Consider the following 25593-nt stretch of genomic DNA (forward strand, 5'->3'; position numbering starts at 1 on the left):
ACGAGCAGCGGCCCCACCTGTCCCTAGAATACAAAACGCCCGATGCGGTGCACCGGGCGTCTCTTGCAAGCCAATTACGGCTAGGGTTCAGTCCCGCATAGGTGTCAACCTATTCCAGGACGGGTCACTCTAATGCATCCACGAACAACGCGGCCACGTCGCATCCTGTCTGGTCGTAGATCTCCTGGAAACAGGTGGGGCTGGTGACGTTGATTTCTGTGACGCACGTACCGATCACGTCGACGCCGGCCAGCAGCAGTCCCCGGCTCTGGAGAACAGCGCCCAGCGATCGACCGATTTCCATGTCTCTTTCCGTCAAAGGCTTGGCGACGCCCTTACCGCCCGCCGCCAGGTTGCCCCGGACCTCCGTGCCCTGGGGAATGCGCGCCAAGCAATAAGGAACAGGCTTGCCCCCGATGATGAGGATGCGTTTGTCGCCGTCGACGATCTCCGGCAGGAATTTCTGCACCATCACGCTCTGCGAGCCCTCCTTATTGAGGGTTTCGATGATGCTTCCCAGGTTCAGGCCATCTTCCTTCACGCGAAAGATACCCATGCCCCCCATGCCGTCGAGCGGCTTGAGGATGATGTCCCGGTGTTCCGCATGGAAGCGGCGGATGTCTTCCGCGTCCCTCGTCACCAGCGTGGGGCCGATGAACTCCGGGAATTCCATGATCGCCAGCTTCTCCGGATGGTCGCGCAGCGCCCGGGGCTTGTTGAACACCCTTGCGCCCTCCCTCTCGGCCTGTTCCAGCAAGTGGGTCGCGTAGAAATACTCACTATCGAAAGGGGGGTCTTTGCGCATGAGCACGCATCCGAAGCCCGCCAGTGGCACTTCGCGGTGACCCTGAACGGAGAACCACGCCTCGGACTGCCCGGTGAGCACGATGTCCTGCACCCGCGCCGTCACCTGCCCGCCGCGCTGCCAGGCGATTTGCGAGGGCTGGCACACGGAAATCGCATGGCCGCGCCGCTGGGCCTCGCGCATCATGGCGAAGGTGGTGTCCTTGTAGATCTTGAAATGTTCGAGCGGATCGGCGATGAAGAGGATGTTCATGGTCTGCGAAAGGAAGGGATCGGCTATGCGCCCGGTGCGCGCTTGCGGCCGTACTGTTGCACAAATAGCGCGAGGCTGCCGGCCGCCACGCCCCAGAAGGCCGAACCGATGCCCGCAATGGCCACACCGCTCAGCGTGACGAGGAAGGTGATGACCGCCGCCTCGCGATGCGCATCCTCCTTGAGCGCCGACGCCAGGCCGGTGCCGATGGTGCCGAGCAGCGCCAGCCCCGCGATGGTGCTGACCAGCTCCTTCGGGAACGCGGTGAGCAGCCCAGTGATGACCGCGCCGAAGATGCCGATCACGATGTACAGGAACCCGCAGGTGACGGCCGCGGTGTAGCGGCGGGTGCGGTCTTCATGCGCTTCGGGGCCCATGCACAGGGCGGCGGTGATCGCGCTGAAGTTGAGCGCGAAGGCGCCGAAGGGCGCGAGCACGAGCGTGGCCAGCCCGGTCATGGTGACCAGGCGCGAAACGGGCAACCGGTAGCCGGTCGCGCGCATGACCGCCACGCCCGGCAGGTTCTGCGACGCCATGGTGACCACGAAGAGCGGCAGCGCCAGGCTGATCAGTGCCGGCAGGCTGAACTGCGGCGCCATGAACACGGGCGCGGCCAGTTCGAAGTGGACGGCGGACCAGGCCATCTGCCCGCTGCCGGCCGAAAAAGCCACGGCCACCGCGAGCGTCGCGACCACCGCATAGCGCGGCAGCAGCCGGCGCATCACCAGATAGCAGACCAGCATGAGCAGCACCAGCGGCAAGGCGGTGTTGGCCGAGGCAAAGGCCTGCATGCCGAACCGGGCGAGCACGCCGGCCAGCAGCGCCGAGGCGATTTCCATGGGAATGCGGCCCATGATGCGCTCGAACCAGCCAGTGGCACCGGCCAGCGCGATCAGCACCGCGCAGGCCATGAAGGCACCGACCGCCTCCCCCATGCTGAACCCGCCCGCGAGCCCCGCGGTGGCCAGGACGGCCGCGCCCGGCGTGGACCAGGCCACCATGACGGGCTGGCGCAGCAGCAGCGACGGCACCAGCGAACACAACCCCATCCCCAGGCCCAGGGCCCACATCCAGGAGGTGATCTGCGCCGGCGTGGCCTGGAACGCCTGGGCCGCCTGGAACACGATGGCCACCGAACTGGTGAAGCCCACCAGGACGGAAACGAAGCCCGCGGTGGCGGTTGAAAGGCTCAGGTCTTTGAAGAAGGACATGGGCCGCGATTCTGTCACCGGCCGCCGGCCCGACCTCGATCTGGTCGAATTGCTATTAAATTAATAGCAGCAAGGGCAATCAAACCGCCGGCATGCGGCAGAAAAGCCCATGAATCCTCAAATCTCGATCTTGGAGCCCAGCTCCACCACGGCATTGCCCGGCAGGTTCAGGAAGCCGGCGGCGCCGCTCGCGTTGTGGTGCATCTGCGCGAAGAGCTTCTCGCGCCACGGTGCCATGCCACTGCCGATCGTGGGGATGACGACATCGCGCGACAGGAAGTAGCTGGTGGTCATGGGTTCCAGCTCGCAGCCGCGCCCGCGCATCAGCGCCAGGGCGCCGGGCAGGTCGGGATCGTTCTTGAAGCCGTAGTGCACGATCACCTGCCAGCAGTCGCCGCCCAGGGGTTCGACCTGCAGCCGCCGGTCCAGCCCGATCCAGGGGACCTCGTGGCTGCGCACGGTCACGAACAGGTTCTGCTCGTGCAGCACCTTGTTGTGCTTGAGGTTGTGCAGCAGCGCATTGGGCACCGAGCCCGTCTCGGCCGTCAGGAAGACGGCGGTGCCGTCCACCCGGGTGGGCGGACTGACGAAGACGGCGGTGAGGAAGTCGCGCAGGTCCAGGGAGTCGTCGCGCAGCTTTTCGTTGAGCAGCTCGCGCCCGCGCTTCCAGGTCATCATCAGGGTGAAGACGATGCCGCCGATCAGCAGCGGGAACCAACCGCCCTGGAACAGCTTGAGCAGGTTGGAGCTGAAGAAGGCCAGGTCCACCACGAAGAACGAGCCCGTGGCCGCGACGCACAGGGCGAGCGGGTACTTCCAGCCGTACCGGATCACGAAGAAGGTGAGCACGGTGGTGATGAGCATGTCCAGCGTGACCGCGATGCCGTAGGCCGCCGCCAGGTTGCTGCTGGAGCGGAACATAACCACCGCCAGCACGATGGCGACGAACAGCATCCAGTTGACGAACGGGATGTAGATCTGGCCCGTGTCCCGCACGCTGGTGTGCAGGATGTTCAGGCGCGGCAGGTAGCCGAGCTGGATGACCTGCTTGGTCACGCTGAAGGCACCGGTGATGAGCGCCTGCGAGGCGATGACGGTCGCCATGGTGGCCATGATGACCAGCGGGATCAGCGCCCAGTCGGGGGCCATCATGTAGAACGGGTTCTTCACCGCCTCGGGCTCGGCCAGCAGCAGTGCGCCCTGACCAAAGTAGTTGATGGTGAGCGCCGGCATCGCCACGCTGAACCAGGCCAGGCGGATGGGTTTCTTGCCGAAATGGCCCAGGTCGGCATAGAGCGCCTCGGCGCCGGTCACGCACAGCACCACCGCGCCCAGCACGATGAAGCTGGTGCCCGGGTTGTTCCAGATGAAGCCCAGCGCATGGTGCGGGCTCAGGGCGCCCAGGATTTCCGGGTGGCCGATGATGTGCGGAATGCCCAGGGCGGCCAGGCTCAGGAACCACACCAGGGTGATGGGCCCGAAATAGCGCCCGATGCCGCCGGTGCCGCGCTTTTGCACCGCGAACAGGCAAAACAGCACGACGAGGGTGAGGGGAATGACGGCCTTGCCGAAATGCGGCGATACCACTTCGAGCCCCTCGACCGCCGACAGCACCGAGATGGCCGGGGTAATGACCCCGTCGCCATAGAAGAGCGAGGTGCCGAAGATGCCGATGCACAGCAGCACGCTGCGCAGCCGGGGCTTGTCCTTCACCGCCTGGGAGGCCAGCGCCAGCATGGCGATGAGCCCGCCCTCCCCGTTGTTGTCGGCCCGCAGGACCAGTACCACGTATTTGAGCGAGACGATGGTGGTCAGCGTCCAGAAGAAGATGGACAGGATGCCGTAGACGTTCTGGGGCGTGAAGGCCACGTGTCCCGAGCCGAACACCTCCTTGACCGCATACAGCACGCTGGTGCCGATATCGCCATACACGACGCCGATGGCGCCCAGGGTGAGCGCCGCGAGCGAGGACTTGGAACTTTGCACAGACTGGCCCGCTGGCACCGGGGCCAACCGGGATTCCGATATTGGGGGACCGCTATTGTGGCGCGGCTCGCCCCCGATGGCTCGGCCCCCGCCCGGTTGTTGCAATGCAGCAACTGAGGCGGCCACGGCCGCCCCCTCCCCTGCCCGAGCGTGGCCGCGCGGCCGTCAGTCGTAGATCTCGGCCTCGGGGTTGGTGGCTTCCAGCTCGTAGCTGGCGGCGAGCATCGCCAGGCGCGCCACCACGCCATACATATAGAAGCGGTTGGGCGCGCTGGCGCCGGGGCGGGCGCCGGGCTGGGGCAGGTGCGTGCTGTGCTCGAAGGCCAGGGGCACGAAGCTCGCGCCGGGGGCGTTGAGGTTCTCGTCCACGCCGCGCTCGGCATGCATGCGGTAAAAGCCCCCGACCACGTAGCGGTCCATCATGTAGACGACCGGCTCGGCCACGGCCTCGTGCACCCGCTCCTGGGTGAGCACGCCTTCCTGGATGATCACGTCGCTCACCGCCTGCCCGTCCTTGATGACGGCCATCTTGTTCCGGGTCTTGCGGTTGAGCGCGTCCAGGTCCTTGGCGTCGCGCACGGTCATGATGCCCATGCCGTAGGTGCCGTTGTCGGCCTTCACGATGACGAAGGGCTTTTCGTTGATGCCGTATTCCTTGTACTTGCGGCGCACCTTGCCCAGCTGCGCATCGACGGCGGCGCGCAGCCCCTCCATGCCCGTGCCTTCGTTGAAGTCGACGCCTTCGCAGCGGCTGAACAGCGGGTTGATGAGCCACGGGTCGATGCCCAGCAGCTTGCCAAAGCGCTTGGACACTTCCTCGTAGCTCTGGAAATGGCGGCTCTTGCGGCGCACGCTCCAGCCGGCGTGCAGCGGCGGCAGCAGGTACTGCTCGTGGATGTCCTCCAGGATGCCCGGGGGGCCGGCCGAGAGGTCGTTGTTGAGCAAGATGGTGCAGGGGTCGAAGTTCTTGAGCCCCAGGCGCCCCTTGGTGCGGACCACGGGCTCGAGCGTGACGGAGTCGCCGTTGGGCAGGGTCACCGTGGTGGGCTTCTTGATCTCGGGGCTGATGGAGCCCACGCGCACGTTGAGCCCCGCCATGTTGAAGATGCGCTGCAGCTGGATCACGTTCGCCAGGTAGAACGTGTTGCGGCTGTGGTTCTCCGGCACGATGAGCAGGTTGCGGGCCTCGGGGCAGATCTTCTCGATGGCCGCCATGGCCGCCTGCACGGCCAGGGGCAGCATGTCGGTGGTCAGGTTGTTCCAGCCGCCGGGAAACAGGTTGGTATCCACCGGAGCGAGCTTGAAGCCGGCATTGCGGATGTCCACCGACGTATAGAACGGGGGCGTGTGCTCCATCCACTCCAGGCGGAACCACCGCTCGATCGCGGGCATGGAATCGAGAATGCGCTGTTCGAGCTCGTTGATCGGTCCCGTGAGGGCGGTGATGAGATGCGGAACCATGAAAAGCCCTCGGAAGACGAAAGACGCGTTGAATTGTAGGGATATGGGGACGCGCCCCGGCTTCGCAACCCCGGCCGCCGGCTTTCGCCACCGGCGCGCCGCCCCGGCCCGCCCGGCCGCCGCCCCGCGCTACCGCCGCCAGAACGCCGGGGTGAGCAGCACCATGAAGCTCAGGATCTCCAGCCGCCCGAGCAGCATGGCCAGGGTGCAGACCCAGAGCTGGAACTCCGTGAGCACCGCGTAGGTGGCCGACGGCCCGAGCAGCCCCAGGCCGGGCCCCGTGCAGTTGACGCTGGCCAGCACGGCGGAGAACGCGCTCACCAAATCGAGATCGGTCAGCAGCAGCACCATGCTCAGCACCGTCACCGTGGCGCCATAGACCAGCATGAACGCCAGCACCGAGAAGATCATGCGGTTGTCCACCACCGCGCGGCCCAGGCGCACGGGCTGCACGGCGCGGGGGTGGGCCAGGCGCGTCATCTCGCGGCGGGCCTGCTTCAGCAGGATCAGCATGCGCACCATCTTGATGCCGCCGCCCGTCGATCCCGCGCTGGTGGCCACGCCCGACAGCATGAGCATGAAGATCGGAGCGAACACCGGCCAGGCCAGGTAGTCGGTGGTGGCAAAGCCCGTCGTCGTGGCGACCGACACCACATGGAAGAACCCGTGCCGCAGCGCCGCCAGCGGCGCATAGACGTCCTTGGCCCACAGCAGCAGCGCGACGAACAAACCGCCGCCCAGCAGCGTGAGCACGGTGGCGCGCATCTCGGGGTCGCACCACAGGCTGCGCCAGTGGCCCTTGCGCAGCGCGACGAAATACAGCGCGAAGTTGCAGCTGGCCACCACCATGAACACCACCGCGATGGATTCGAGCAGCGGCGACTGGAAATGGCCGAAGCTGCTGTCGTGCGACGACAGCCCGCCCAGGCTCACCGTGGTGAACATGTGCATGACGGCATCGGCCGGCGGCATGCCGCCCAGCCAGTAGGCCAGCGCACACGCCAGCGAAAAGAGCACGTACACGCCCCACAGCCCCTTGGCGGTTTCGGTCATGCGCGGGGTGAGCTTGGTGTCCTTGACCGGTCCGGCGGCCTCGGCCTTGAAGAGCTGGCTGGCGCCCACGCCCAGCAGCGGCAGCACGGCCACCGCCAGGATCAGGATGCCCATGCCGCCCAGCCACTGCATGAAGGTGCGCCACACGTTGATCGACAGCGGCAGCGCATCCAGCCCCGTCAGCACGGTGCCGCCCGTGGTGGTCAGGCCCGAGACGGCCTCGAAGTACGCATGCGTGAACGATATCGGCCGGCCGATCTGGTGCATGGCCAGCAGCAGCGGCAGCGCGGCGCAGAGCGGCAGCACCACCCACACGAGCGCGACGAGGATGATGCCGTGGCGCGGCTGCAGTTCGCGCGCCTGGTGGCGCAGACCCGCCCAAAGCCCGCCGCCGCACAGCAGCGTGGCCGCCAGGGCGCCGGCGTATTGCGGCCACAGGCCGTCGCCCGTCCACCAGGAAGCCGCCAGCGGCACGCCGAAAGCCAGCGAGAACAGGGCGAGCAGCGCGCCCAGCACGCGCAGAACGGGAAGAAGGTCCGCCATGGTGTCGGTGTGGAAGGAAACGAAGAGGGTCGGGGGCGCGGGCTCAGAAGAACGTGGCGCCCAGGCGGAAGGCCTTTTCCACATCGCGCACCAGCCGCTTGTTCGGCAGGAAGAACACCACGTGGTCCCCGCTTTCGATGACCGTGTGGCTGCGCGGGATGATGACCTGGGGTTCGGCGAAGGCGTCCGGGCCATCGCCCTCGGCCAGCGCCGCATCCGCCCCCGGCTCCGCGCCGGACAGCCCGCGCACGATCAGCCCCATGTGCACCTCGGGCGGCAGGTGCAGGTCGCCGACCTTGCGGCCTACCACGCGCGAGCTCTTGCGGTCGCCGCGCGCCACGATCTCCAGCGCCTCGGCCACGCCCCGGCGCAGGCTGTGCACGGCCTGCACGTCGCCGCGCCGCACATAGGCCAGCAACTCGCCCAGCATGGCCTGCGCGGGCGACAGCGCGATGTCGATCTGCGTGCCGTGCATCAGGTCGGCGTAGGAGCGCCGGTTGATCAGCGCCAGCACGCGGCTCGCGCCCATGCGCTTGGCCAGCAGGCAGGCCATGATGTTGTCCTCGTCGTCGTCGGTGAGCGCGAGGAACAGGTCCACCTCCTCGACGTTCTCGTCGCCCAGCAGGTCTTCGTCCGTGGCATCGCCCTGCAGCACCAGCACCTCGGAGGGCAGCGTGGAGGCCAGCTCGACGCAGCGATCCGGATCGCCCTCGATCACCTTGATGTGAAAGCGCCCCCGCTGCGCCAGCTGCCGCGCCAGACGCAGGCCCACGCGGCCGCCGCCGGCGATCATGATGCGGCGCACCGCCCGCGCGGGCTGGCCGTCGCGCTGGTGCATGGCGGCCAGCACCTGGGGGATGTGCTCGCGCGCGGACAGCACGAAGACCTCGTCGCCCGCCGCGATGCGCGTGTCGCCGTCGCAGGCGATGAAGCGGTCGGGCTCTTCGGGAAAGCGGCGGTAGATGGCCACCATGCGCATGGCCACGTCCGGGATGCCGGCCCGCATGTCGGCGATGCGCACGCCCGCCACGGTCGCGCCGGCCCGCACGCGCACCGACACCAGGCAGGCCCGGCCGCCGGCGAATTCGCGCACCTGCAGCGCCTCGGGGTACTCCACCAGCTTGCCGATGTAGCGCGTCAGCGATTCCTCGGGGCAGATGATGCGGTCCACCGCGAAGCCGTCCTTGCCCAGCAGCAGCGCGGCCTGCTCGCGGTCGTGCTCGAAGCCGGAGGAGCGCACCCGCGCGATGCGCGTGGGCACGTTGAAGAGCAGCTGCGCGACCTTGCAGCACACGAGGTTGGTCTCGTCCTGCGCGGCGCAGGCGATGAGCAGGTCGGTGTCGCGCGCGCCGGCCTCGGCCAGCACCTCGGGGTCGATGCCGTTGCCCACCACGCCGCGCAGGTCGAAGCGCGATTCCAGATCCCGCAGGCGCTGGGCGTCCGTGTCGATGACGGTGATGTCGTTCTGCTCGGACACGAGGCTGTCGGCCACGCTGCAGCCGACGCGGCCCGCGCCGAGGATGATGATTTTCATGTCAGTGTTTTGGGCTGGACCGGACCGCAGTCTCGATGGGGACCGTCAGCCGCGCACTTCGCCTTCGCCCAGCACCACGTACTTGAGCGAGGTCAGGCCCTCGATGCCCACCGGGCCGCGGGCATGGAACTTGTCGGTGCTGATGCCGATCTCGGCGCCCAGCCCGTACTCGAAGCCGTCGGCGAACCGGGTGCTGGCGTTGACCATCACGCTGGCCGAATCCACCTCGCGCAGGAAGCGCTGGGCGTGGCCGTGGTGGGTGGTGAGGATGGCGTCGGTGTGGTGGCTGGAGTAGCGGTTGATGTGGGCGATGGCCTCGTCCAGGCCGTCCACCACCTTCACGCTGATGATCGGGGCGAGGTATTCCTCGCTCCAGTCCTGCTCGGTGGCAGGCACCAGCTTCGCGCCCGGCACGCCGGCCAGCAGGGCGAGCGATTCGGGGCAGCCGCGCATCTCCACGCCCTTGGCGGCATAGACCGCGCCGATCTGCGGCAAAAAGGCGGCCGCCGCGCCGCGCGCCACCAGCAGGCTCTCGCTGGCGTTGCACGGGCTGTACTTGTTCGTCTTGGCGTTGTCGGCCACCTTCACCGCCATGGCGATGTCGCAGGGGTCGTCCACATAGGTGTGGCAGTTGCCGTCCAGATGCTTGATGACCGGCACCTTGGCGTCGCGGCTGATGCGCTCGATCAGGCCCTTGCCGCCGCGCGGGATGATGACGTCCACGTACTCGGGCATGGCGATCAGGTGGCCCACGGCCTCGCGGTCGGTGGTCTGCACCAGCTGCACCGCGTCCTCGGGCAGGCCGGCCTCGGCCAGCGCCTGCTGCACCAGGGCCGCCAGGGCCTTGTTGGAGTCGATCGCTTCGGAGCCGCCGCGCAGGATGCAGGCGTTGCCGCTCTTGATGCTGAGGCTGGCGGCCTCGATGGTCACGTTGGGGCGGCTCTCGTAGATCATGCCGAACACGCCGATGGGCACGCGCATCTGGCCGACGCGGATGCCGCTGGGCTGCTGGCGCATGCCGGTGATCTCGCCGATCACGTCGCCCATGGCGGCGAGCTGCTCGCAGCCGAGCGCGCAGGTTTCCAGCACCTTGGGGGTGAGCTTCAGGCGGTCGACCATGGGCTCGGCCAGGCCGGCGGCGCGGGCGCGATCCAGGTCGCGGGCGTTGCTCTCCTGCAGCGGGGCGGTCTGCTCGCGCAGCAGGCGGGCCAGGGCGAGCAGGGCCCGGCTCTTGACCGCCGAGGGCGCCCGCGCCATCTGCGCGGAAGCCGCTTTTGCCTGGATGCCGAGGCCATGGGTGTATTCGGCGATGTGGAGCGCGTTCATGGGCGTGATTTTGACGCAGTTGCCGCGGCCGCGGAAACGCAGGGCTGTCGCGTCCCTCGCCCCTCGAAACGAAATCACTACTAATTTGATAGCACGATGCCCTAGTAATGATTGCACTGGAGCCCGATTCGACCCCAAACCCTTTCCGGGACCGCCGCCGTCACCCCAGCCCGGCGGGCGTGTCCAGATCGCGCAGCACGCCGGGGTCCTCCACCGCGCAGCGCTGCGCGGCCGCCCAGTCGAGCGCACGGCGCACGCCGTCGTCGCCCGACAGTCCCTCCAGCCGGGGATACAGCACTGCCGGGATCAGCCGCGGATTGCCGGGCTGGCCGCCGAACACCGGCAGCACGGGATGCCCCGGCTGGCGCTGCCAGGCCGCGATGAGCGCGCGCACGGTGGCCGCCCGCACGTCCCCCATGTCGGCCAGCGCCACCACGATGGCCGGCGCGCCGCGCACCAGCGGCAGGGCGGCCGACAGCGAGGCCGCCAGCCCATCGCCGCGCCGGAACGACCACGCCACCTCAACCTGCAGGCGGCGGCACCGCATCAGCCCCCAGGCATCGCCCGGCGGCAGCACGGCGACGACGCGCGGGCACACGGCCTGCAGCGGCGCGAGCGCGGCCTCCATCAGCGAATCATGGCCGGGCCAGGGCACGCGGCGCTTGTCGCTGCCGAAACGCCGCGCGTGGCCGGCCGCCAGCAGCACGCCGACCACGCCGTGGGCCGGTGCCGTGGGCAGGGCTTCGTCGCAGGCGGTGTCCATGGCGCGGCCTACACCGCAAGGTACGCGCGGCGCACGTCCTCGTTGCGCGACAGCGCCTCGATCGAGCCCTCGTAGCGGATCTGGCCCTTTTCCAGCACATAGGCCCGGTCGGACACCATCTCGGCAAAGCGCACGTTCTGCTCGGACAGCAGGATGCTCGCGCCCCGGGCCTTGAGCTGCAGGATCGTCTGTGCCATCTGCTCGACGATCACGGGCGCCACGCCCTCGGAGGGCTCGTCCAGCAGCACCAGGTACGGGTTGCCCATGAGCGTGCGCGCCACGGTGAGCATCTGCTGCTCGCCGCCGCTCATCTGCCCGCCGGGCCGGTCCTGCATGGCGCCCAGATTGGGAAAGAGCTGGTACAGCGCGGCGGGCGTCCAGGACGGCGCCTCGCTGCCGTCGGGCCAGTGCCGGGGCGGCTGGCGGCCGACCGCGAGGTTCTCGGTGACCGTGAGGTCGGCGAACACGCGCCGGTCCTCGGGCACGAAGCCCAGGCCCATCCGCGCGATCTCGTAGGGCGCCAGCCCCGCGATCGGGCGACCGAGAAAATCCACCCGCCCCTGCCGCCGCGCGAGCAGCCCCATGATGGCCTTGAACGTGGTGGACTTGCCCGCGCCATTGCGGCCCATCAGCGCCACGACCTCGCCGCGGCGCACCTGCATCGACACGTCGAACAGGATGTGCGCCGCGCCGTACCAGGCGTTCAGGCCGGAGACCTCCAGCAGCAGCGGCGGCGTCGGCGCGGGGGCCGTCATGCCGCGCCCTCCGGCACCGCTTCCCGGTGCCCGCTCTTTTCCCCGAAGGTCGTGCCGGCGCCCAGGTACACCGCCTGCACCCCGGGGTGGTTGCGGATCGCGTGGGCATCGCCCTCGGCGATGAGCCGGCCCTGCGCCAGCACGATGATGCGGTCGGCATGGGCGAACACCACGTCCATGCTGTGCTCGGTGAACAGCACCGCCATGCGGCGCTCGGCCACGAGCCGCCGGGTGAGCGCCATGAGGTCGCTGCGCTCCCGCGGCGCCATGCCGGCGGTGGGCTCGTCCATCAGCAGCAACTGCGGATCGTTGGCCAGCGCCAGGGCCAGCTCCACGCGCTTGACGTCGCCGTAGGCCAGTTCGCTGCACGGGCGGCCGGCCTGCGCGTCCATGCCGACCTGGGCCAGGAGCGCCATCGCCTCGGCGCGGTAGTGCGAGGCGGCAGGCCGCCAGAGCGCGAACACGCGCCGGTGGTGCGACAGCAGCGCCATCTGCACGTTCTCGACCACGGTGAGCGAGGCGAACGTGGCCGCGATCTGGAAGGTGCGGCCCACGCCCAGGCGCGCGATGGCGCGGGGCGGCAGGCCCAGCAGCTCGCGCCCCTGCAGCTGCACCGAACCGGCCGTGGCCTTCGTCTGCCCGCCCACCATGTCGAAGGTGGTGGACTTGCCCGCCCCGTTGGGCCCGATGAGCGCGAGCAATTCCCCCGCCGCCAGATCGAAGCCGATGCCATCGACGGCCTGCACGCCGCCATAGGATTTGCGCAGCCCGCGCACCTGGAGCAGCGTCATGGCGACGGCCCTTCGGGGATGGCGGGCGCCACCGCCGTTCGTTCGGCCCGGCGCTGCGCGATCTGCTGCGCGAAGCCCGCGATGCCCTGCGGGAAGGCCAGCACCAGCAGCAGGATCACCCCGCCGAACAGCGCGCGCCAATACTCCGTGGCCCGCAGGATGGCGTCCTGCAGCACGCTGAACGCCGCCGCGCCGACGATGGGGCCCAGCAGGGTCTGCAGGCCGCCCAGCAGCACCATGACCAGCCCGTTCACCGACTGGCCCACGGCCACCGCCTCGGGCGAAATGCTGCCTTTGGAGAACGCGAACAGGCTGCCCGCCAGGCCGGCGAACCCGCCCGCGATCACGAAGGCCATCCACTGCACGCGCCGCACGTCGATGCCCACCGCCTCGGCCCGCAGCGCCGAGTCGCGCCCCGCGCGCAGCGCGTAGCCGAACGGCGCGAACAGCACGCGCCGCAGCGCCAACACCGACAGCCCCACCAGCGCCAGCGTGAGGTAGTAGTAGGCCGCGCCGCCCAGCCACGGCGCGGGCCACACGCCGATCAGGCCGTTGGAGCCGCCCGTGACGGCGTCCCACTGGAACACCACCGACCACACGATCTGTGAGAACGCGAGGGTCAGCATGGCCAGATACACGCCCGACAGGCGCACGCAGAACCAGCCGAAGACCAGCGCCCCGGCCCCGGCCACCAGCGGCGCGAGCGCCATGGCCAGCGGCATGGGCATGCTGAAGGCCTTGAGCAGCACCGCGGCGCCGTAGGCGCCCAGCCCGTAGTAGGCCGCGTGGCCGAACGAATGCAGGCCGCCCGGGCCCATGATGAAGTGCAGGCTCACCGCGAAGAGCACCGCCACCAGCACGTCCTGCGCCAGCACTGTGGCATACGGCAGCCAGGCCGACAGCAGCGGCAGCGCGGCCAGGGCCGCCAGCACGGCCACCACCGCGGCCCGGAACAGCGGCGTACCCGGGCGCAGCGGCGCCTCCGCCGGCGCCGAGTTGCGGCTCACGGCCTGGGGCCGCCCCATCAGCCCCCAGGGCCGGAACACCAGCACCAGGGCCATCACCAGGAACTCCACCACCAGCGTGAGCTTGGAGAACGACACCTCGACGCCGAACCACTGCACCGTGCCCAGCCCCACGCACAGCGCCTTGATCTCGGCGATCAGCAGCGCGGCCACGTAGGCGCCCGGGATCGACCCCATGCCGCCCACCACCACGATCACGAACGCCTCGCCGATGGCGCGCAGGTCCAGCGCTAGGCTGGCCGGCTCGCGCGGCAGCTGCACCGCGCCGCCCAGCCCCGCGAGCATGGCGCCCAGCGCGAACACGCCCGTGAAGAGCCACGCCTGGTTGACGCCCAGGGCGCCGAGCATTTCGCGGTCCTGCGTGGCGGCGCGCACCAGCGTGCCCCAACGCGTGCGCGTGAGCAGCAGCCACAGCAGGCCCAGCACCAGCGGGCCCAGGGCGATCAGAAACAGGTTGTAGGCCGGGTACTGCCGGCCCATCAGCTCGATCGAGCCCGCCAGGCCCGGCGCGCGCCGGCCCAGCAGTTCCTCGGGGCCCCAGAGCCACAGCACCGCATCGCTCACCACCAGCACCAGCGCGAACGTGGCCAGCAGCTGGAACAGCTCCGGCGCGCGGTAGATGCGCCGCAGCAGCACCACCTCCACCAGCGCGCCGAAGGCGCCCACCGCCAGCGCCGCCAGCAGCAGGCCGAGCCAGTAGCCCAGCGGCCCGCCGGCCAGGCCCGCCATGTGCTCAACCAGCGAATACGCCAGGTACAGGCCCAGCATGTAGAACGAGCCGTGCGCGAAGTTGACGATGCGCGTCACCCCGAAGATCAGCGACAGGCCGGCCGCCACCAGGAAGAGCGACGACGCCTCGGCCAGCCCGTTGAGCAGCTGGGTCAGGAAGCCGGAGAAATCCATCGCGGGCGGAACGGGGCGCGGCGGGGTCGCGGGCGATCGGCAGGCCGGCGCGTCAGGGCGCGGGGCGCAGCGCGCGCACCTCGGCCTCGGGCGGCAGCAGGGTATCGCCGGGCACGTAGCGGTAGTCGACCATCACGCCCTTGCCGTCCTTGAGCGCGATCTTGCCCACGTACACGCCCAGCGTGGACTGGTGGTCGATCGCGCGGTATTCGATGGGGCCGTCGGGCGTGGACACCTGGAGGCCGCTGAACGCCTTGGCCAGCGACTCGGCATCGGTCTTGCCGCCCGCGCGCTTCACGCCCGCGGCCAGGGACTGGATGGTGTCGTAGCCGATCAGCGCGCCCAGGCGCAGGTCTTCCTTGCCGTACTTGGCCTGGTAGGCCGCGACGAACGCCTTGTGGGCCGGCGTGTCGATGCTGTACCAGGGGTAGCCGGTGACGATCCAGCCCACGGGCGCCTCGTCGCGCAGCGGCTCCAGGTACTCGGGCTCGCCGGTCAGCAGGCTGACCACCGGGGTGCTCTTGAACAGGCCGCGCGTGGTGCCTTCGCGCACGAACTTGGCCAGATCGGGGCCGAACAGCGCGTTGAAGATGGCGTCGGGCTTGGCATCGGCGATGGCCTGGGCCACGCTGCCGGCGTCCAGCTTGCCCAGCGGCGCGGCCTGCTCGGTGACGAACTCGATGCCGGGCTGCTGCGCCTTCATGCGCTTTTTGAACGTGTCCACCGCCGACTGGCCGTATTCGTAGTTGGGGTACACGATGGCCCAGCGCTTTTTCTGGAGCTTGAGCGCCTCGGGCACCAGGGCCGACGACAGCATGTGGGTGGACGAGCGCAGGCGGTACGTGTAGGCGTTGCCGTTGTGCCAGGTGATCTTGTCGGTGAGCGCTTCGCTGGCCAGGAAGAAGCGCTTCTTTTGCTTGGCGTAGTCGGACAGCGCCAGGCCGATGTGCGACAGGAAGCTGCCCGCCAGGATGTCCACCCGCTCGCGCGAGACCAGCTCGTCGGCCAGCCGCACGGCCTCGCCGGGGTTGGCGTTGTCGTCGCGCGTGACCAGTTCGAGCTTCCTGCCGCCGATGCCGCCCGCCGCATTGACCTCGTCCACCGCCAGGTGCATGCCCTTCTTGTAGGCCTCCAGGAACATCGGCTGGGCCTTGTAGCTGTTGATCTCGCCGATCTTGATCGTGCCCTGCGCCCCGGCGGAACCGAAAGGCGCGGCGCCCAGCAGGGCGATGCCGGCGGCGGCCAGCCAGCGCGCGCCCGGCCCTGCGGCCACGGAAAGGTGAGGTAAGCCCATGACAACTCCGAAATAAAACAATGCCACCCGCCTTGCATGCCCTGAGCATCTCCATCCCACTGTTTGGCCTTGACGCCACACCAGCGGCTGATCGGGTACGAATCAAATAATGCGTCAATTTACTTCGTCCTAAGGACCCAAAGTTCGCAAAAGGGGGGCCGAAGTCAGAGATGTCTCTAAAACTTGCTTTCTTATCTCAAATAAAGTGGTTTGCAAAATGGGAAAGATTGATGGCACCGCAAGTTTTTCAAAGACCACAACCGGCTCTTCTGCGCCTCATGGCATAGCAAAAACATCTTTTGGCGCACCGCAAAAAACGAAACGGCTGGAGTCTGGGATCGATGGTTTGCCGCCCCGTAGTCGCATCCCCTCACCCTCCCGCATGCGGGTACTGCAAGGTGGCGTTTGCTCGAGCCAGCCTCGCACCTTGGAGGGCCCCAATGAAATCACGGGGCTAGCACGGGATTGGCAAGCCCATCGAAAAGCCAGCTTCCACCAATCCGTGGAGCTTGCTCAGATCGGATCCCAAAGCAATGAGTCGGGAGCGTGCGTTGCCTTCAGTGCACTTTGGTGTCGCCAAATCGCGGCCCGACCTTCGCAGGATGCGCAATCGCGCATGGCTTCCATGAAAGAGATGACAACACAAGCAAGTCAGATGCAAAGTGAACATCAAGATCGAATGGACGCTGCTGACTACAGCACCGGCATTCATCCTTTCGATGCAAGCATCCGGCAGATGGGATTGAACCTCGATTGGGGCCAACGGATGCGCGTGGATGTCCTCGATGACGAAGCGAGCGCATTGGGCGCACTTGCTCGCAATTTAAGTCAGGAGGGGCTGGCACACGTCATCATCTTGGGGCGGACTCCCGACTGCCCGGCCTCTGGTCACATTGTCGCTGCGCGTGCTGCGAACAACCGTGTGGTGCTCTTTGATCCAAACCTTGGAGAATTCAAATGCAATCCTTCGCAAGTTCCTACGGTGTTGCGCGCCATGATTGCAAACTCATCAATGAGGTACCCAGTTCCTGAGGTAGAAACAATTCCCGTGAGAAGTTGAAGATGGAGTGACAAGAGTCTGCGCAGGCGGCTGGGCCGCGGCAAGTGAGTGCGGCCGCTTCAGGGCCTCGCCCTGCTGCACGCCAGAATCCTTTGCGATGGATGGCGCTGGCCCGAGCACCTTCAGTCTGAAAACGACGGCACCGCCACGGGCAGCACCGGAGCCACCCAGTGGTAGCGGTCGTCCAGCACGTTGCGCTCCGGCATGGCACCGGCCCAGCCGATGTGCAGCAGATCGGCCAGGGTCCAGGCCGCCCAGTCGGCACGGAACGGCCGCTGCGCCGTGGCGGCGGACACCGGCTGCGCCGCCGCGCTGCGCCAGATCACCGTGGGAATGCGGTAGCCCGAGGCGGTCGCGGGGCTGTGGCCCGCGCGGTCGCTGCCGTGGCAGACCTCCTGGCCGTGGTCGGACAGATACATCCACGCCCGGGACTCGCCCGGCCGCGCCCCGGCGCGCGCCAGCTGCAGCGTCTCGGACACCACGAAGTCGTGGTACAGCAGGGCCGCGTCGTACTGCTGGCGGTAGCGCCGCACCCAGGCCGAGCGGCCCTGGCCGGCCAGCTGCGCCTCGACCGCGTCCACGTGGTCGTCGAACGGGTTGTCGCCGCTCGGAAAGCGCAGCCGGTAGTGCGGGTGCGCGCCCATCAGGTGCACCACGATCAGCTTGCGCTCGGCGGGGTCGTCCAGCGCCTCCTGCACGCAGTCCAGCAGCTCGCCGTCCAGCGAGGCGCCCGCGCGGCCCGGCGTGCGGTTGACCATGTCCACCACATCGGCCAGGCGCGCATGCTGCTGCTCGATCGCCACGTCGTCGTGGTTGCTCATCCACCAGACCTTGTAGCCCGCGGCGCGGGCCAGCGCCAGCACGTGCTGGCCGTCGGCCCGGCCCGGCTGCCCGAAGCCGAAGATGTTGGCCAGCGCGGGCAGCGTGCTGGCATCGACCGACCACGCATGGCGCAGCACGGCCATCTCCCCGCCCAGCACGCGCTGCTGCGCCTCCAGGCGCGGCGTGGTGGGGCGCGCGTAGACGTACAGGCCCAGGTTGTCGCGATTGATGCTGTCGGTCACCACCAGCACCACGGTGGACGGGCCGGCGCGCGTGACCGCGGGCGCCGCCTGCCGCGCCCGCTCCAGCAGGGCGCTGCGCTGGCGCTCCTGGTCGGCCCAGCCGCTTCGCAGGCCGTGGACCGCCGCGTTCCAGTGCATCCAGTAGGCGACCGGGTGCAGCCGGCGCCACGGCTTGCTGGCATAGCCCAGGGCGCTGAACGCCAGCAGTGCGCAAAGCAGCGCCACCAGGCCCCGCGGCCAGCGCACGGCGGTGCGCAGCCCCTGGCGCGCGCTGCGGCCCACCAGCCACGCGGCACCCACCAGCGCCGCCGACCACACGGCCACCGAGCGCCAGTGCATCGACAGGTATTCGGCGCTCTCGCGGCCCGTGGTGTTGGCCGCCGCGCCGAGCACCAGCGTGCTGTCGGGCGCGGCCTGGTAAGCGTCCAGCAGATAGGCGCGCGCCACGCCGTCGAGCGCGAAGGCCATGGCCCACAGCCACACGGCGGCGGTGCGCAGCCGGTGGACGGCATCGCTGCGCACCGGCCAGGCCAGCCACAGCAGGGCGGGCAGGGCCAGCGCCATCAATTGCGCCACGCGGCGGCCATCGTGCCCGAGGGCCACCAGCGCCAGCACCGTGGCGGTGGCCAGGCCCAGGGCGCGCAGCGCCTGCCGCGGCGCGGGCGGCGGGGTCGAGGAAAGGGAGGAAGGGTCTGGCACGTTCGGGATCCGGCTCGTCGGGGTGGCGCGGATTCTGACAGCGGGCCAAGCCCCCGCACGCGCCAGGGCCGGCGCGGCCCCAGGCCGGCAGGGGCTTCTATAATCCGCGCTCCCTTGGGGAGTAGCCGGCTTTCGTGCAATGTCTTTCGAGCGTTGTACGAAGGCGCCTGCGTCAACACACTCGGCATGCTGCATGCCGTGGCGCAGGCAACCGTTGCGGTTGGCGAGACCATCGGCATGCCACCGCGACGACAGGTCGGGCAGCGGGGGCGTGCCTTTGCGCTCGCCCGGCCATACAACGACGTCCCCACCATGAATTTCGCCTCCACCGCCTTGCTCGCGCTGGCCATGTCCACCGACGCCTTCGCCGCCGCCGTCGGCAAGGGCAGCGCCCTGCAGAAACCCCGCTGGTCCGAAGCCCTGCGCACCGGCGCCATCTTCGGCGTCATCGAGGCGCTCACCCCGATCGCCGGCTGGGCGCTGGGCTATGCCGCCTCGGGCTACGTGAAGGAATGGGACCACTGGATCGCGTTCACGCTGCTGACCATCCTCGGCCTGCGCATGGTGTGCGCGGCGTTCCAGGCGCCCGATACCGAAACCGAAAAACCCACCCGCCACGGCTTCTGGCTGCTGGCCGTGACCGGCTTTGCCACCAGCATCGATGCGATGGCCGTGGGCGTGGGGCTGGCGTTCCTCGACGTGGGCATCCTGCCCGTGGCGGCGGCCATCGGCCTGGCGACGTTTGCCATGGTCACGATCGGCGTGATGGTCGGCCGGGTGCTGGGAAGCATCGCGGGCCGCTGGGCCGAGGCCGTGGGCGGCGTACTGCTGATCGGCATCGGCTCGGTGATCCTCTACGAGCACCTGACCACGTTCTGATCCCGGCACGCGCTACCCTTGCCGCATGACCCGTTTTTCCGACACCACCACCGCCCTCGTGCAACTGGCCACGCTGGACTCCGCCCTGGCCCGCTGCCGCGCCCCGGGCGGCAGCGCCACCGAGCTGAGCGCCACGGCCCGCGCGCAGGACGCGCTGCTGGCCGCCCTGCCCCCGCGCTATGCCGAGGTGCTGCACGGCCTGCTCGACCGCCTCGAATCGAGCGCGCTGTTTTCCGAGGAAAGCTGCTCGTTCAGCCAGAAGGACCTGCTGGACAGCCTGCAGCAGTGGGTGGACAAGGCCGGGGACGTGCTGCGCCAGGCGAGCTGACAGGGCCACCGCGACCCGTCCACCGCCCGGTCACCGCTCGGCGCGGCCCGCCCACTTCTCCCGGGCGATGTAGGCGCGCACGCCCAGGCCCAGGAACGGCGCGGGCGGCATGCGCGCGGGCGCGCCCAGCGCCAGGGCGTCAGCGATCAGCGGATGGTCCTGGCCCAGCGCCAGGTCGGCCGCGAGCGCGCCCAGCACCGTGTGCTTGACGATGCCCACGCCGTTGCAGCCCGCCACGCCGTGCACGTTGGGGGCAAAGCGCCCCCAGCGCGGCGCGCCGTTGCGCGTGATGGCGATGGCGCCTTCCCAGAAATGCGCGAGCGGCACGTCGGCCAGCTGCGGAAACCGCGCATCGAACACGGCCCGGTGCGCGCGCCGCACGCGCTCGCGCACGGCGGCGGCCACGCGAAAGCGCGGCGCGTATTCGAAGCCCTGGCGCACCAGCAGGCGGTGGTCGTCGGTGTAGCGCAGGGTAGCGCCGGCCACGGCGTTCACCGGCGTCACGCCCCAGCCCTGCGGTGCGCCCAGGCGCTCGCGCTGCGCGGGCGTGAGCGGCGCGCTCAGCGAGCCGAAGGTGGCCAGCGGAAAGGTCTCGACCTGGAACAGGCCGAGCTGCTGCGCAAAGGCGTTGCTGGCCACGATGAGCTGCGGCGCCTCGATGCGCCCCTGCGTGGTGTGGGCCACCACCGCGTGCGGGGCGATGTCCAGCGCGTGCACGGGCGTGTTCTCGTACAGCGCGACCTGGGCGGGCAGCGCATCGGCCAGGCCCCGGCACAGCGCGGCCGGGTTGAGCAGCACCGTGCCCGGCGTGTACAGCCCGGCGGCGAAGTAGCGCGTGCCCAGGCGCGCGGCGAGCGCATCGCGGTCCAGCCGTTCGTGCGGCTCGCCCAGCGCGCGCAGTTCCTGGGCGTGGTGGTCCAGCGTGCGCCCGGCCGCGGGCGACACGGCACAGTGGTACTTGCCCGCGCGGCGCCACTGGCAGTCGATGGCGTGCGCGGCGATGCGCCGCTGCAGGTCGGCCAGGCCGGCGGCCAGCAGGCGCTGGTAGTGCGCGGCCTGGCGCAGCTCTTCGAGCGAACTGCCCACGTTGTGCGGCACGTCGATGGCGAAGCCGGAGTTGCGGCCCGAGGCGTTGTCGCCCACCGTGCCCGCATCGACCAGCACCACGTGCGCGTGCGGGCGCAGCTCGGCCAGGCGGCGCGCGGCGGCCAGGCCAGCGCAGCCGGCGCCCAGCACCAGCCAGTCGGCCCGCACGGGGCCCTGCAGCGCCGGGCGCGGCGCGCGCGCCGGCAGGATGGCCGACCAGCCGTTGGTGGCATCGTCGGCCGGCAGGCGCAAGGGGGTGGGACGCGGCGGTGTCGGCAAGGCGATCGAAAGGCGCGGCGGGCGCTCAGCGCGCCCCGCAGGCCTTGCACAGCTGCAGCGCCAGCCGCTGCAGCGCCTGCCAGCCGTCGGTGGGCCAGTCGGGCGCCTTGAGGCCCTTGACGATGCCGTCCACCGTGTGCGCGGACTGCAGCAGCCGGGCCGCGGCCGCGTCGGAAAAACGCGGCGCGATGCGCTCGAACAGGCGTTCCTTGGGGCCCCAGATGCGGTTTTCGCGCAGGGCGATGGGCAGGGGCTTGCCGGCGTTGAGCGCGTCCTTCACGCGCTTCAAGGCGCGGATGTCCTCGGCCAGCGCCCAGTGCACCAGCACTTCGGCCTCGCCCTCGGCCTGCAGGCCATCGAGCATGCGCTGCACCCGGGCCACCTGGCCCGAGAGCACCGCCTCGGAGAGCTTGAACACGTCGTAGCGCGCCACGTTGAGCACCGCCGCCTCGACCTGCGCCCACGACAGCTCGCCGGGCGGGTGCAGCAGCGCGAGCTTGGCGATCTCCTGGTGCGCGGCGAGCAGGTTGCCTTCCACGCGGTCGGCGAAGAACTGCAGCGTGCGCTGGCCCTCGTCGCCGCCGGCCACGCGCTGGCCCTGCAGCGACAGGCGCTGGGCGATCCACTGCGGCAGCGCGGCGCGCTCCACCGGGTCGATCTGCACCGAGATGCCCCGGCCGTCCAGCGCGCTGAACCAGCCCCCGGTGCGGGTGGCCTTGTCCAGGCGCGGCAGCAGCACCAGGGTGAGCGTGCTGTCGTTGTCCTGCGCGGCCTCGGCGATCTGCTGCAGCGCCGCGCCGCCGTCCTTGCCGGGCTTGCCCGAGGGGATGCGGATCTCCACGATCTGCTTGTCGGCGAAGAGCGAGAGCGAGCCGCCGGCGGCCAGCACGGCGCTCCAGTCGAAGTGCGCGCCGGCCACGGTGTGGCTGCTGCGCTCGGTGTAGCCCTGGGCCCGCGCCGCCGCGCGGATGGCGTCGGCCGCCTCCTGCTGCAGGAGCGGTTCGTCGCCATGCAAGGTGTAGAGCGACCGCACGCCCTTTTGCAGGTGCGCGGCGAGCTGGTTCAGAGCGACTTGCATGGGAGCGGCCAGGGCAGGATCTTTGAATGAAACAGGCCGCATGCCCTAGAAAAACATGCGGTCATAGCTATCAAATCAATAGCAATCGGGACGCCAACCATCAAACCGGGCGCGCCGCGGCGAGCCGGCGCAGCAGCTGCTGCACGAGGTCGGTCTGCATGTTGCGGTACAGCAGCGCTTCTTCGGCCTCCTTGGCGAGCGCGATGCTTTCGTTGTAGCTCACGTCGCGCTGCTGGAGCAGCTCGGTGTCGGGGATCAGCTCCGCGCCCTGCTGGTTGCGCAGGCGAAAGTGGATGCGCAGGCGCAGCTGCAACTCGCGCACCTGGCCCGAGGCGTTGTAGCCCACCACCACGCGCTCGCGCTGCTCGGACAGCAGCTCGAAAATGGCGTCGGCCGTGGTCTTTTGCGTGGGATCGCGCAGCACCGTGAGGTTGCCGCCCGCGCCCTGCAGCGTGCGCTGCAGCTCGCGCGCCAGGGGCGAGCCGCCGCCCGCCTCCACGTAGAGCGAGCGGAACTGGAACTCGGGCGCGCGGCGCAGGTGAAAGCCGCAGGCGGCCAGGGGCGCCACGGCCAGCAGCGACAGGAGGGTGCGTTTTTGCATTGTCAGATGACCACGTTGACCAGGCGGCCCGGCACGACCACGATCTTCTTGGGCGTGGCGCCGTCCGCCTGCTTGACGAAAGCCTCGCTCGCGAGGGCGGTGCGCTCGATCTCGGCCTTGTCGGCCGAGGCGGGCACGCGGATGGAGCCGCGCAGCTTGCCGTTGACCTGCAGCATCAGCTCCAGCTCGTCCTGCACCAGCGCATCGGCATCGGCCTGGGGCCATGGCGCATCGAGCAGGTCGCCCAGTTCGCCGGCATAGCCCAGGCCGCTCCACAGGCTGTGCGCGATGTGGGGCGTGGCAGGGTACAGCACGCGCAGCAAAATGCCGAAGCCTTCGATCATCGCCACGGGGGCGCCGGCGCTGTCCACGGCCTTGAAGTCTTCCAGCGCGTTGATCATCTTCATCGCGCCCGAGACCACGGTGTTGTACTGCATGCGCTGGTAGTCGTAGTCCACCTGCTTGAGCACAGTGTGGATCTCCAGCCGCAGGGCCTTGGCCTCCTTGCCGAAGGGCACTTCCTTCAGGCGGGTGGCGCCGGCCGCGCTGGCCAGCGCCGCGTCCTTGTCGAGGGCCGCGAGCTTGAGGCCGAAGTTCCACACCCGGCGCAGGAAGCGGTGGCTGCCTTCAACGGCCGCGTCGTTCCACTCCAGCGTGGCCTCGGGCGGCGCGGTGAACATGGTGTACAGGCGCGCGGTGTCGGCGCCGTAGCGCTCGATCAGGTCCTGCGGATCGACGCCGTTGTTCTTGGACTTGGACATGGTGCCCACGCCCTCGTAGTCGATGGCGGTGCCCGTGGGCAGGCTGCCGACGGCGTTCTTGAGCTTCGCGCCGACGATCTTGCCGCCCTCGTCCACCACGTGCTCGACGTCGTGCGGCCAGAAATACTCCTTGCCGCCCTGCTCGGTGCGGCGCGAGTAGATGTGGTTGAGCACCATGCCCTGGGTGAGCAGCTTGGTGAAGGGCTCGTCGATCTTGACCAGGCCGAGATCGCGCATCACCTTGGTCCAGAAGCGCGCATACAGCAGGTGAAGAATCGCGTGTTCGATACCGCCGATGTACTGGTCCATCGGCATCCAGTACTCGGCGCCCTCGGCCACCATGGCCTCGCTGTTCTTCGGGTCGCAATACCGCATGAAGTACCACGAGCTGTCCACGAACGTGTCCATGGTGTCGGTCTCGCGGCGCGCGGCCTTGCCGCAGACCGGGCAGGTCACGCCGGCGTGGAAGCCCTCGTGGTGGTGCAGCGGATTGCCCGAGCCGTCCGGCACGCAGTCGGTGGGCAGCACCACCGGCAGGTCCTTCTCGGGCACGGGCACGGCGCCGTGCTCGTCGCAGTGGATGATGGGGATCGGCGTGCCCCAGTAGCGCTGGCGCGAGACGCCCCAGTCGCGCAGGCGCCAGGTCGTTTTGGTCTCGCCCAGGCCCTTTTGCGCGAGCGCATGCGCCACGGCCTGCACGGCCTCGGGGTAGGACAGGCCGCTGAAGCTGTCGGAGTTGACGGTGACGCCGCGCTGCTTGTCGCCGTACCAGTCCTGCCAGTGGTGGTAGTCGAAGGTCTCGCCATCGACCAGCACCACCTGCTTGATGTCGATGCCGTACTTGAGCGCGAAGGCGAAGTCGCGCTCGTCGTGCGCGGGCACGCCCATCACGGCGCCGTCGCCATAGCCCATGAGCACGTAGTTGCCGATCCACACGGGCACTTCCTCGCCGGTGATCGGGTGCGTGACCACCAGCCCGGTGGGCACGCCCTTCTTTTCCTGCGTGGCCAGTTCGGCCTCGGTGGTGCCGCCGCTCTTGCACTCCTCGATGAAGGCGGCGATGGCCGGATTGCCCTGCGCCGCGCGCGCGGCCAGCGGGTGCTCGGGCGCCACGGCGCAGAAGGTCACGCCCATGATGGTGTCGGCGCGCGTGGTGAAGACGTACATGCGCCCGTCGCCGATCAGCGTGCCGTCCGCCGCGCGGATGTCGTGCGGGAAGGCGAAGCGCACGCCCTCGCTCTTGCCGATCCAGTTCTCCTGCATGAGCTTCACGCGCTCGGGCCAGCCGGGCAGCTGGTCGCCGGTGACGAAGCCCAGCAGCTCTTCGGCGTAGTCGGTGATCTTGAGGTAGTAGCCCGGGATCTCGCGCTTTTCCACCGTGGCACCGGTGCGCCAGCCCTTGCCGTCGATCACCTGTTCGTTGGCCAGCACGGTCTGGTCCACCGGGTCCCAGTTGACGACCTGGGTCTTGCGGTAGGCGATGCCCTTTTCCAGCATCTTGAGGAACAGCCACTGGTTCCAGCGGTAGTAGCTCGGGTCGCAGGTGGCGACCTCGCGCGACCAGTCGATGGCCAGGCCCATCGCCTGCATCTGCTTTTTCATGTACGCGATGTTGTCGTACGTCCACTGCGCGGGCGGCACGCCGTTCTTGAGCGCCGCGTTCTCGGCCGGCAGGCCGAAGGCGTCCCAGCCCATTGGCATCAGCACGTTCATGCCCTTCATGCGCAGCTGGCGCGCGAGCATGTCGTTGATGGTGTAGTTGCGCACGTGGCCCATGTGCAGCTTGCCGCTGGGGTAGGGCAGCATGGAGCAGGCGTAGAACTTCTTCCGGTCCGCATCCTCGGTCACGCGGTAGGCATCGGTGGCCGTCCAGTGGCCCTGCGCGGCGCGCTCGACCTCGGTGTGGTTGTATTTGTCTTGCATGGGTTGGCGGGGCCGCGGCGGTGCGGCCAGGAAAGAAAGTGAGCGGGGTGTCAGCCGGGGATTTTAGGCGCGATGCCGGCCGCGGGCGGCGCGAAGCGTTACACGGTGCGCGGTCCCGGCTGGCGCAGGGCCC

The 25593-nt window shown here is 69.2% G+C and carries 20 protein-coding genes and 1 riboswitch; of the genes, 3 read left to right on the top strand and 17 right to left on the bottom strand.

Annotated elements, in window-relative coordinates:
- Positions 1 to 124: 124 nt before the first annotated feature.
- From gshB to AVMA1855_RS01715, 12 genes are all read right to left on the bottom strand, one after another.
- Positions 125 to 1057, bottom strand: coding sequence for a glutathione synthase (gshB, locus tag AVMA1855_RS01660; protein ID WP_284424340.1), 933 nt, complete (start codon positions 1055 to 1057; stop codon positions 125 to 127).
- Positions 1058 to 1080: 23 nt separating this feature from the next.
- Complete coding sequence (locus AVMA1855_RS01665) at positions 1081 to 2268, bottom strand: benzoate/H(+) symporter BenE family transporter (RefSeq protein WP_284424341.1); 1188 nt, start codon at positions 2266 to 2268, stop codon at positions 1081 to 1083.
- A gap of 117 nt (positions 2269 to 2385) precedes the next feature.
- Positions 2386 to 4254 carry a potassium transporter Kup gene (locus AVMA1855_RS01670; protein WP_284401544.1) on the bottom strand — a complete coding sequence of 623 codons (1869 nt, stop codon included), beginning with the start codon at positions 4252 to 4254 and terminating at the stop codon, positions 2386 to 2388.
- A gap of 165 nt (positions 4255 to 4419) precedes the next feature.
- The gene (gene gshA / locus AVMA1855_RS01675; RefSeq protein WP_272566777.1) at positions 4420 to 5715 is read right to left on the bottom strand and encodes a glutamate--cysteine ligase; all 1296 of its coding nucleotides are present in this window, start codon (positions 5713 to 5715) and stop codon (positions 4420 to 4422) included.
- 129 nt (positions 5716 to 5844) lie between these two features.
- Positions 5845 to 7311, bottom strand: coding sequence for a TrkH family potassium uptake protein (locus AVMA1855_RS01680; protein ID WP_284424342.1), 1467 nt, complete (start codon positions 7309 to 7311; stop codon positions 5845 to 5847).
- A gap of 43 nt (positions 7312 to 7354) precedes the next feature.
- Positions 7355 to 8845 (bottom strand): Trk system potassium transporter TrkA, encoded by a 1491-nt coding sequence (gene trkA, locus AVMA1855_RS01685; protein WP_284424343.1) that lies wholly within the window; start codon positions 8843 to 8845, stop codon positions 7355 to 7357.
- 45 nt (positions 8846 to 8890) lie between these two features.
- On the bottom strand, positions 8891 to 10171 hold the full coding sequence (locus AVMA1855_RS01690) for a glutamate-5-semialdehyde dehydrogenase (RefSeq protein WP_284424344.1): 1281 nt from the start codon (positions 10169 to 10171) through the stop codon (positions 8891 to 8893).
- Between the two features lie 160 nt (positions 10172 to 10331).
- Positions 10332 to 10934: a nucleotidyltransferase family protein gene (locus tag AVMA1855_RS01695; protein WP_284424345.1), complete on the bottom strand. Its 603-nt coding sequence runs from the start codon at positions 10932 to 10934 to the stop codon at positions 10332 to 10334.
- 8 nt (positions 10935 to 10942) lie between these two features.
- Complete coding sequence (locus AVMA1855_RS01700) at positions 10943 to 11689, bottom strand: ABC transporter ATP-binding protein (protein ID WP_284424346.1); 747 nt, start codon at positions 11687 to 11689, stop codon at positions 10943 to 10945.
- Entirely contained in the window at positions 11686 to 12480 is a 795-nt protein-coding gene (locus AVMA1855_RS01705) for an ABC transporter ATP-binding protein (RefSeq protein ID WP_284424347.1), read from the bottom strand. The genes AVMA1855_RS01700 and AVMA1855_RS01705 overlap by 4 nt, the downstream gene beginning before the upstream one ends.
- Complete coding sequence (locus AVMA1855_RS01710; protein WP_284424348.1) at positions 12477 to 14408, bottom strand: ABC transporter permease; 1932 nt, start codon at positions 14406 to 14408, stop codon at positions 12477 to 12479. Before AVMA1855_RS01710 ends, AVMA1855_RS01705 begins: the two co-directional genes overlap by 4 nt.
- A gap of 52 nt (positions 14409 to 14460) precedes the next feature.
- Positions 14461 to 15702, bottom strand: a complete 1242-nt coding sequence (locus AVMA1855_RS01715) for an ABC transporter substrate-binding protein (RefSeq protein WP_284424349.1) — start codon at positions 15700 to 15702, stop codon at positions 14461 to 14463.
- A gap of 382 nt (positions 15703 to 16084) precedes the next feature.
- On the opposite strand from AVMA1855_RS01715, the gene AVMA1855_RS01720 reads away from it, so the two are divergent.
- Entirely contained in the window at positions 16085 to 16762 is a 678-nt protein-coding gene (locus AVMA1855_RS01720; protein WP_284424563.1) for a YopT-type cysteine protease domain-containing protein, read from the top strand.
- A gap of 122 nt (positions 16763 to 16884) precedes the next feature.
- Here AVMA1855_RS01720 and AVMA1855_RS01725 read toward each other — a convergent pair whose 3' ends face one another.
- The gene (locus tag AVMA1855_RS01725) at positions 16885 to 18525 is read right to left on the bottom strand and encodes a sulfatase-like hydrolase/transferase (RefSeq protein WP_502870246.1); all 1641 of its coding nucleotides are present in this window, start codon (positions 18523 to 18525) and stop codon (positions 16885 to 16887) included.
- A 109-nt stretch (positions 18526 to 18634) separates the two neighbouring features.
- Positions 18635 to 18822, top strand: a riboswitch (yybP-ykoY riboswitch).
- A 15-nt stretch (positions 18823 to 18837) separates the two neighbouring features.
- Here AVMA1855_RS01725 and mntP point away from each other — a divergent pair.
- Positions 18838 to 19404 carry a manganese efflux pump MntP gene (gene mntP, locus AVMA1855_RS01730; protein ID WP_284424350.1) on the top strand — a complete coding sequence of 189 codons (567 nt, stop codon included), beginning with the start codon at positions 18838 to 18840 and terminating at the stop codon, positions 19402 to 19404.
- 25 nt (positions 19405 to 19429) lie between these two features.
- Entirely contained in the window at positions 19430 to 19732 is a 303-nt protein-coding gene (locus AVMA1855_RS01735; RefSeq protein WP_284424351.1) for a hypothetical protein, read from the top strand.
- 30 nt (positions 19733 to 19762) lie between these two features.
- Here the strand turns inward: AVMA1855_RS01735 and AVMA1855_RS01740 are convergent, their stop codons facing one another.
- The 4 genes from AVMA1855_RS01740 to leuS form a co-directional block, all read right to left on the bottom strand.
- On the bottom strand, positions 19763 to 21070 hold the full coding sequence (locus AVMA1855_RS01740; RefSeq protein ID WP_284424352.1) for an NAD(P)/FAD-dependent oxidoreductase: 1308 nt from the start codon (positions 21068 to 21070) through the stop codon (positions 19763 to 19765).
- 52 nt (positions 21071 to 21122) lie between these two features.
- Positions 21123 to 22175: a DNA polymerase III subunit delta gene (gene holA / locus AVMA1855_RS01745; protein WP_284424353.1), complete on the bottom strand. Its 1053-nt coding sequence runs from the start codon at positions 22173 to 22175 to the stop codon at positions 21123 to 21125.
- Positions 22176 to 22275: 100 nt separating this feature from the next.
- Positions 22276 to 22776, bottom strand: coding sequence for an LPS-assembly lipoprotein LptE (locus AVMA1855_RS01750; RefSeq protein ID WP_272566755.1), 501 nt, complete (start codon positions 22774 to 22776; stop codon positions 22276 to 22278).
- 2 nt (positions 22777 to 22778) lie between these two features.
- On the bottom strand, positions 22779 to 25460 hold the full coding sequence (leuS, locus tag AVMA1855_RS01755) for a leucine--tRNA ligase (protein WP_284424354.1): 2682 nt from the start codon (positions 25458 to 25460) through the stop codon (positions 22779 to 22781).
- Positions 25461 to 25593 lie beyond the last annotated feature (133 nt).

It is taken from the genome of Acidovorax sp. SUPP1855, assembly GCF_030158955.1.
GTDB lineage: Bacteria > Pseudomonadota > Gammaproteobacteria > Burkholderiales > Burkholderiaceae_C > Paracidovorax.

Coding starts and splice junctions, on each gene's coding strand:
- AVMA1855_RS01700 (WP_284424346.1), bottom strand. CDS start 11,689: ATGACGGCCCCCGCGCCGACGCCGCCGCTGCTGCTGGAGGTCTCCGGC.
- AVMA1855_RS01690 (WP_284424344.1), bottom strand. CDS start 10,171: ATGAACGCGCTCCACATCGCCGAATACACCCATGGCCTCGGCATCCAG.
- trkA (WP_284424343.1), bottom strand. CDS start 8,845: ATGAAAATCATCATCCTCGGCGCGGGCCGCGTCGGCTGCAGCGTGGCC.
- AVMA1855_RS01720 (WP_284424563.1), top strand. CDS start 16,085: ATGCGGGTACTGCAAGGTGGCGTTTGCTCGAGCCAGCCTCGCACCTTG.
- mntP (WP_284424350.1), top strand. CDS start 18,838: ATGAATTTCGCCTCCACCGCCTTGCTCGCGCTGGCCATGTCCACCGAC.
- gshA (WP_272566777.1), bottom strand. CDS start 5,715: ATGGTTCCGCATCTCATCACCGCCCTCACGGGACCGATCAACGAGCTC.
- gshB (WP_284424340.1), bottom strand. CDS start 1,057: ATGAACATCCTCTTCATCGCCGATCCGCTCGAACATTTCAAGATCTAC.
- AVMA1855_RS01705 (WP_284424347.1), bottom strand. CDS start 12,480: ATGACGCTGCTCCAGGTGCGCGGGCTGCGCAAATCCTATGGCGGCGTG.
- AVMA1855_RS01710 (WP_284424348.1), bottom strand. CDS start 14,408: ATGGATTTCTCCGGCTTCCTGACCCAGCTGCTCAACGGGCTGGCCGAG.
- leuS (WP_284424354.1), bottom strand. CDS start 25,460: ATGCAAGACAAATACAACCACACCGAGGTCGAGCGCGCCGCGCAGGGC.
- AVMA1855_RS01665 (WP_284424341.1), bottom strand. CDS start 2,268: ATGTCCTTCTTCAAAGACCTGAGCCTTTCAACCGCCACCGCGGGCTTC.
- AVMA1855_RS01735 (WP_284424351.1), top strand. CDS start 19,430: ATGACCCGTTTTTCCGACACCACCACCGCCCTCGTGCAACTGGCCACG.
- holA (WP_284424353.1), bottom strand. CDS start 22,175: ATGCAAGTCGCTCTGAACCAGCTCGCCGCGCACCTGCAAAAGGGCGTG.
- AVMA1855_RS01695 (WP_284424345.1), bottom strand. CDS start 10,934: ATGGACACCGCCTGCGACGAAGCCCTGCCCACGGCACCGGCCCACGGC.
- AVMA1855_RS01715 (WP_284424349.1), bottom strand. CDS start 15,702: ATGGGCTTACCTCACCTTTCCGTGGCCGCAGGGCCGGGCGCGCGCTGG.
- AVMA1855_RS01680 (WP_284424342.1), bottom strand. CDS start 7,311: ATGGCGGACCTTCTTCCCGTTCTGCGCGTGCTGGGCGCGCTGCTCGCC.
- AVMA1855_RS01750 (WP_272566755.1), bottom strand. CDS start 22,776: ATGCAAAAACGCACCCTCCTGTCGCTGCTGGCCGTGGCGCCCCTGGCC.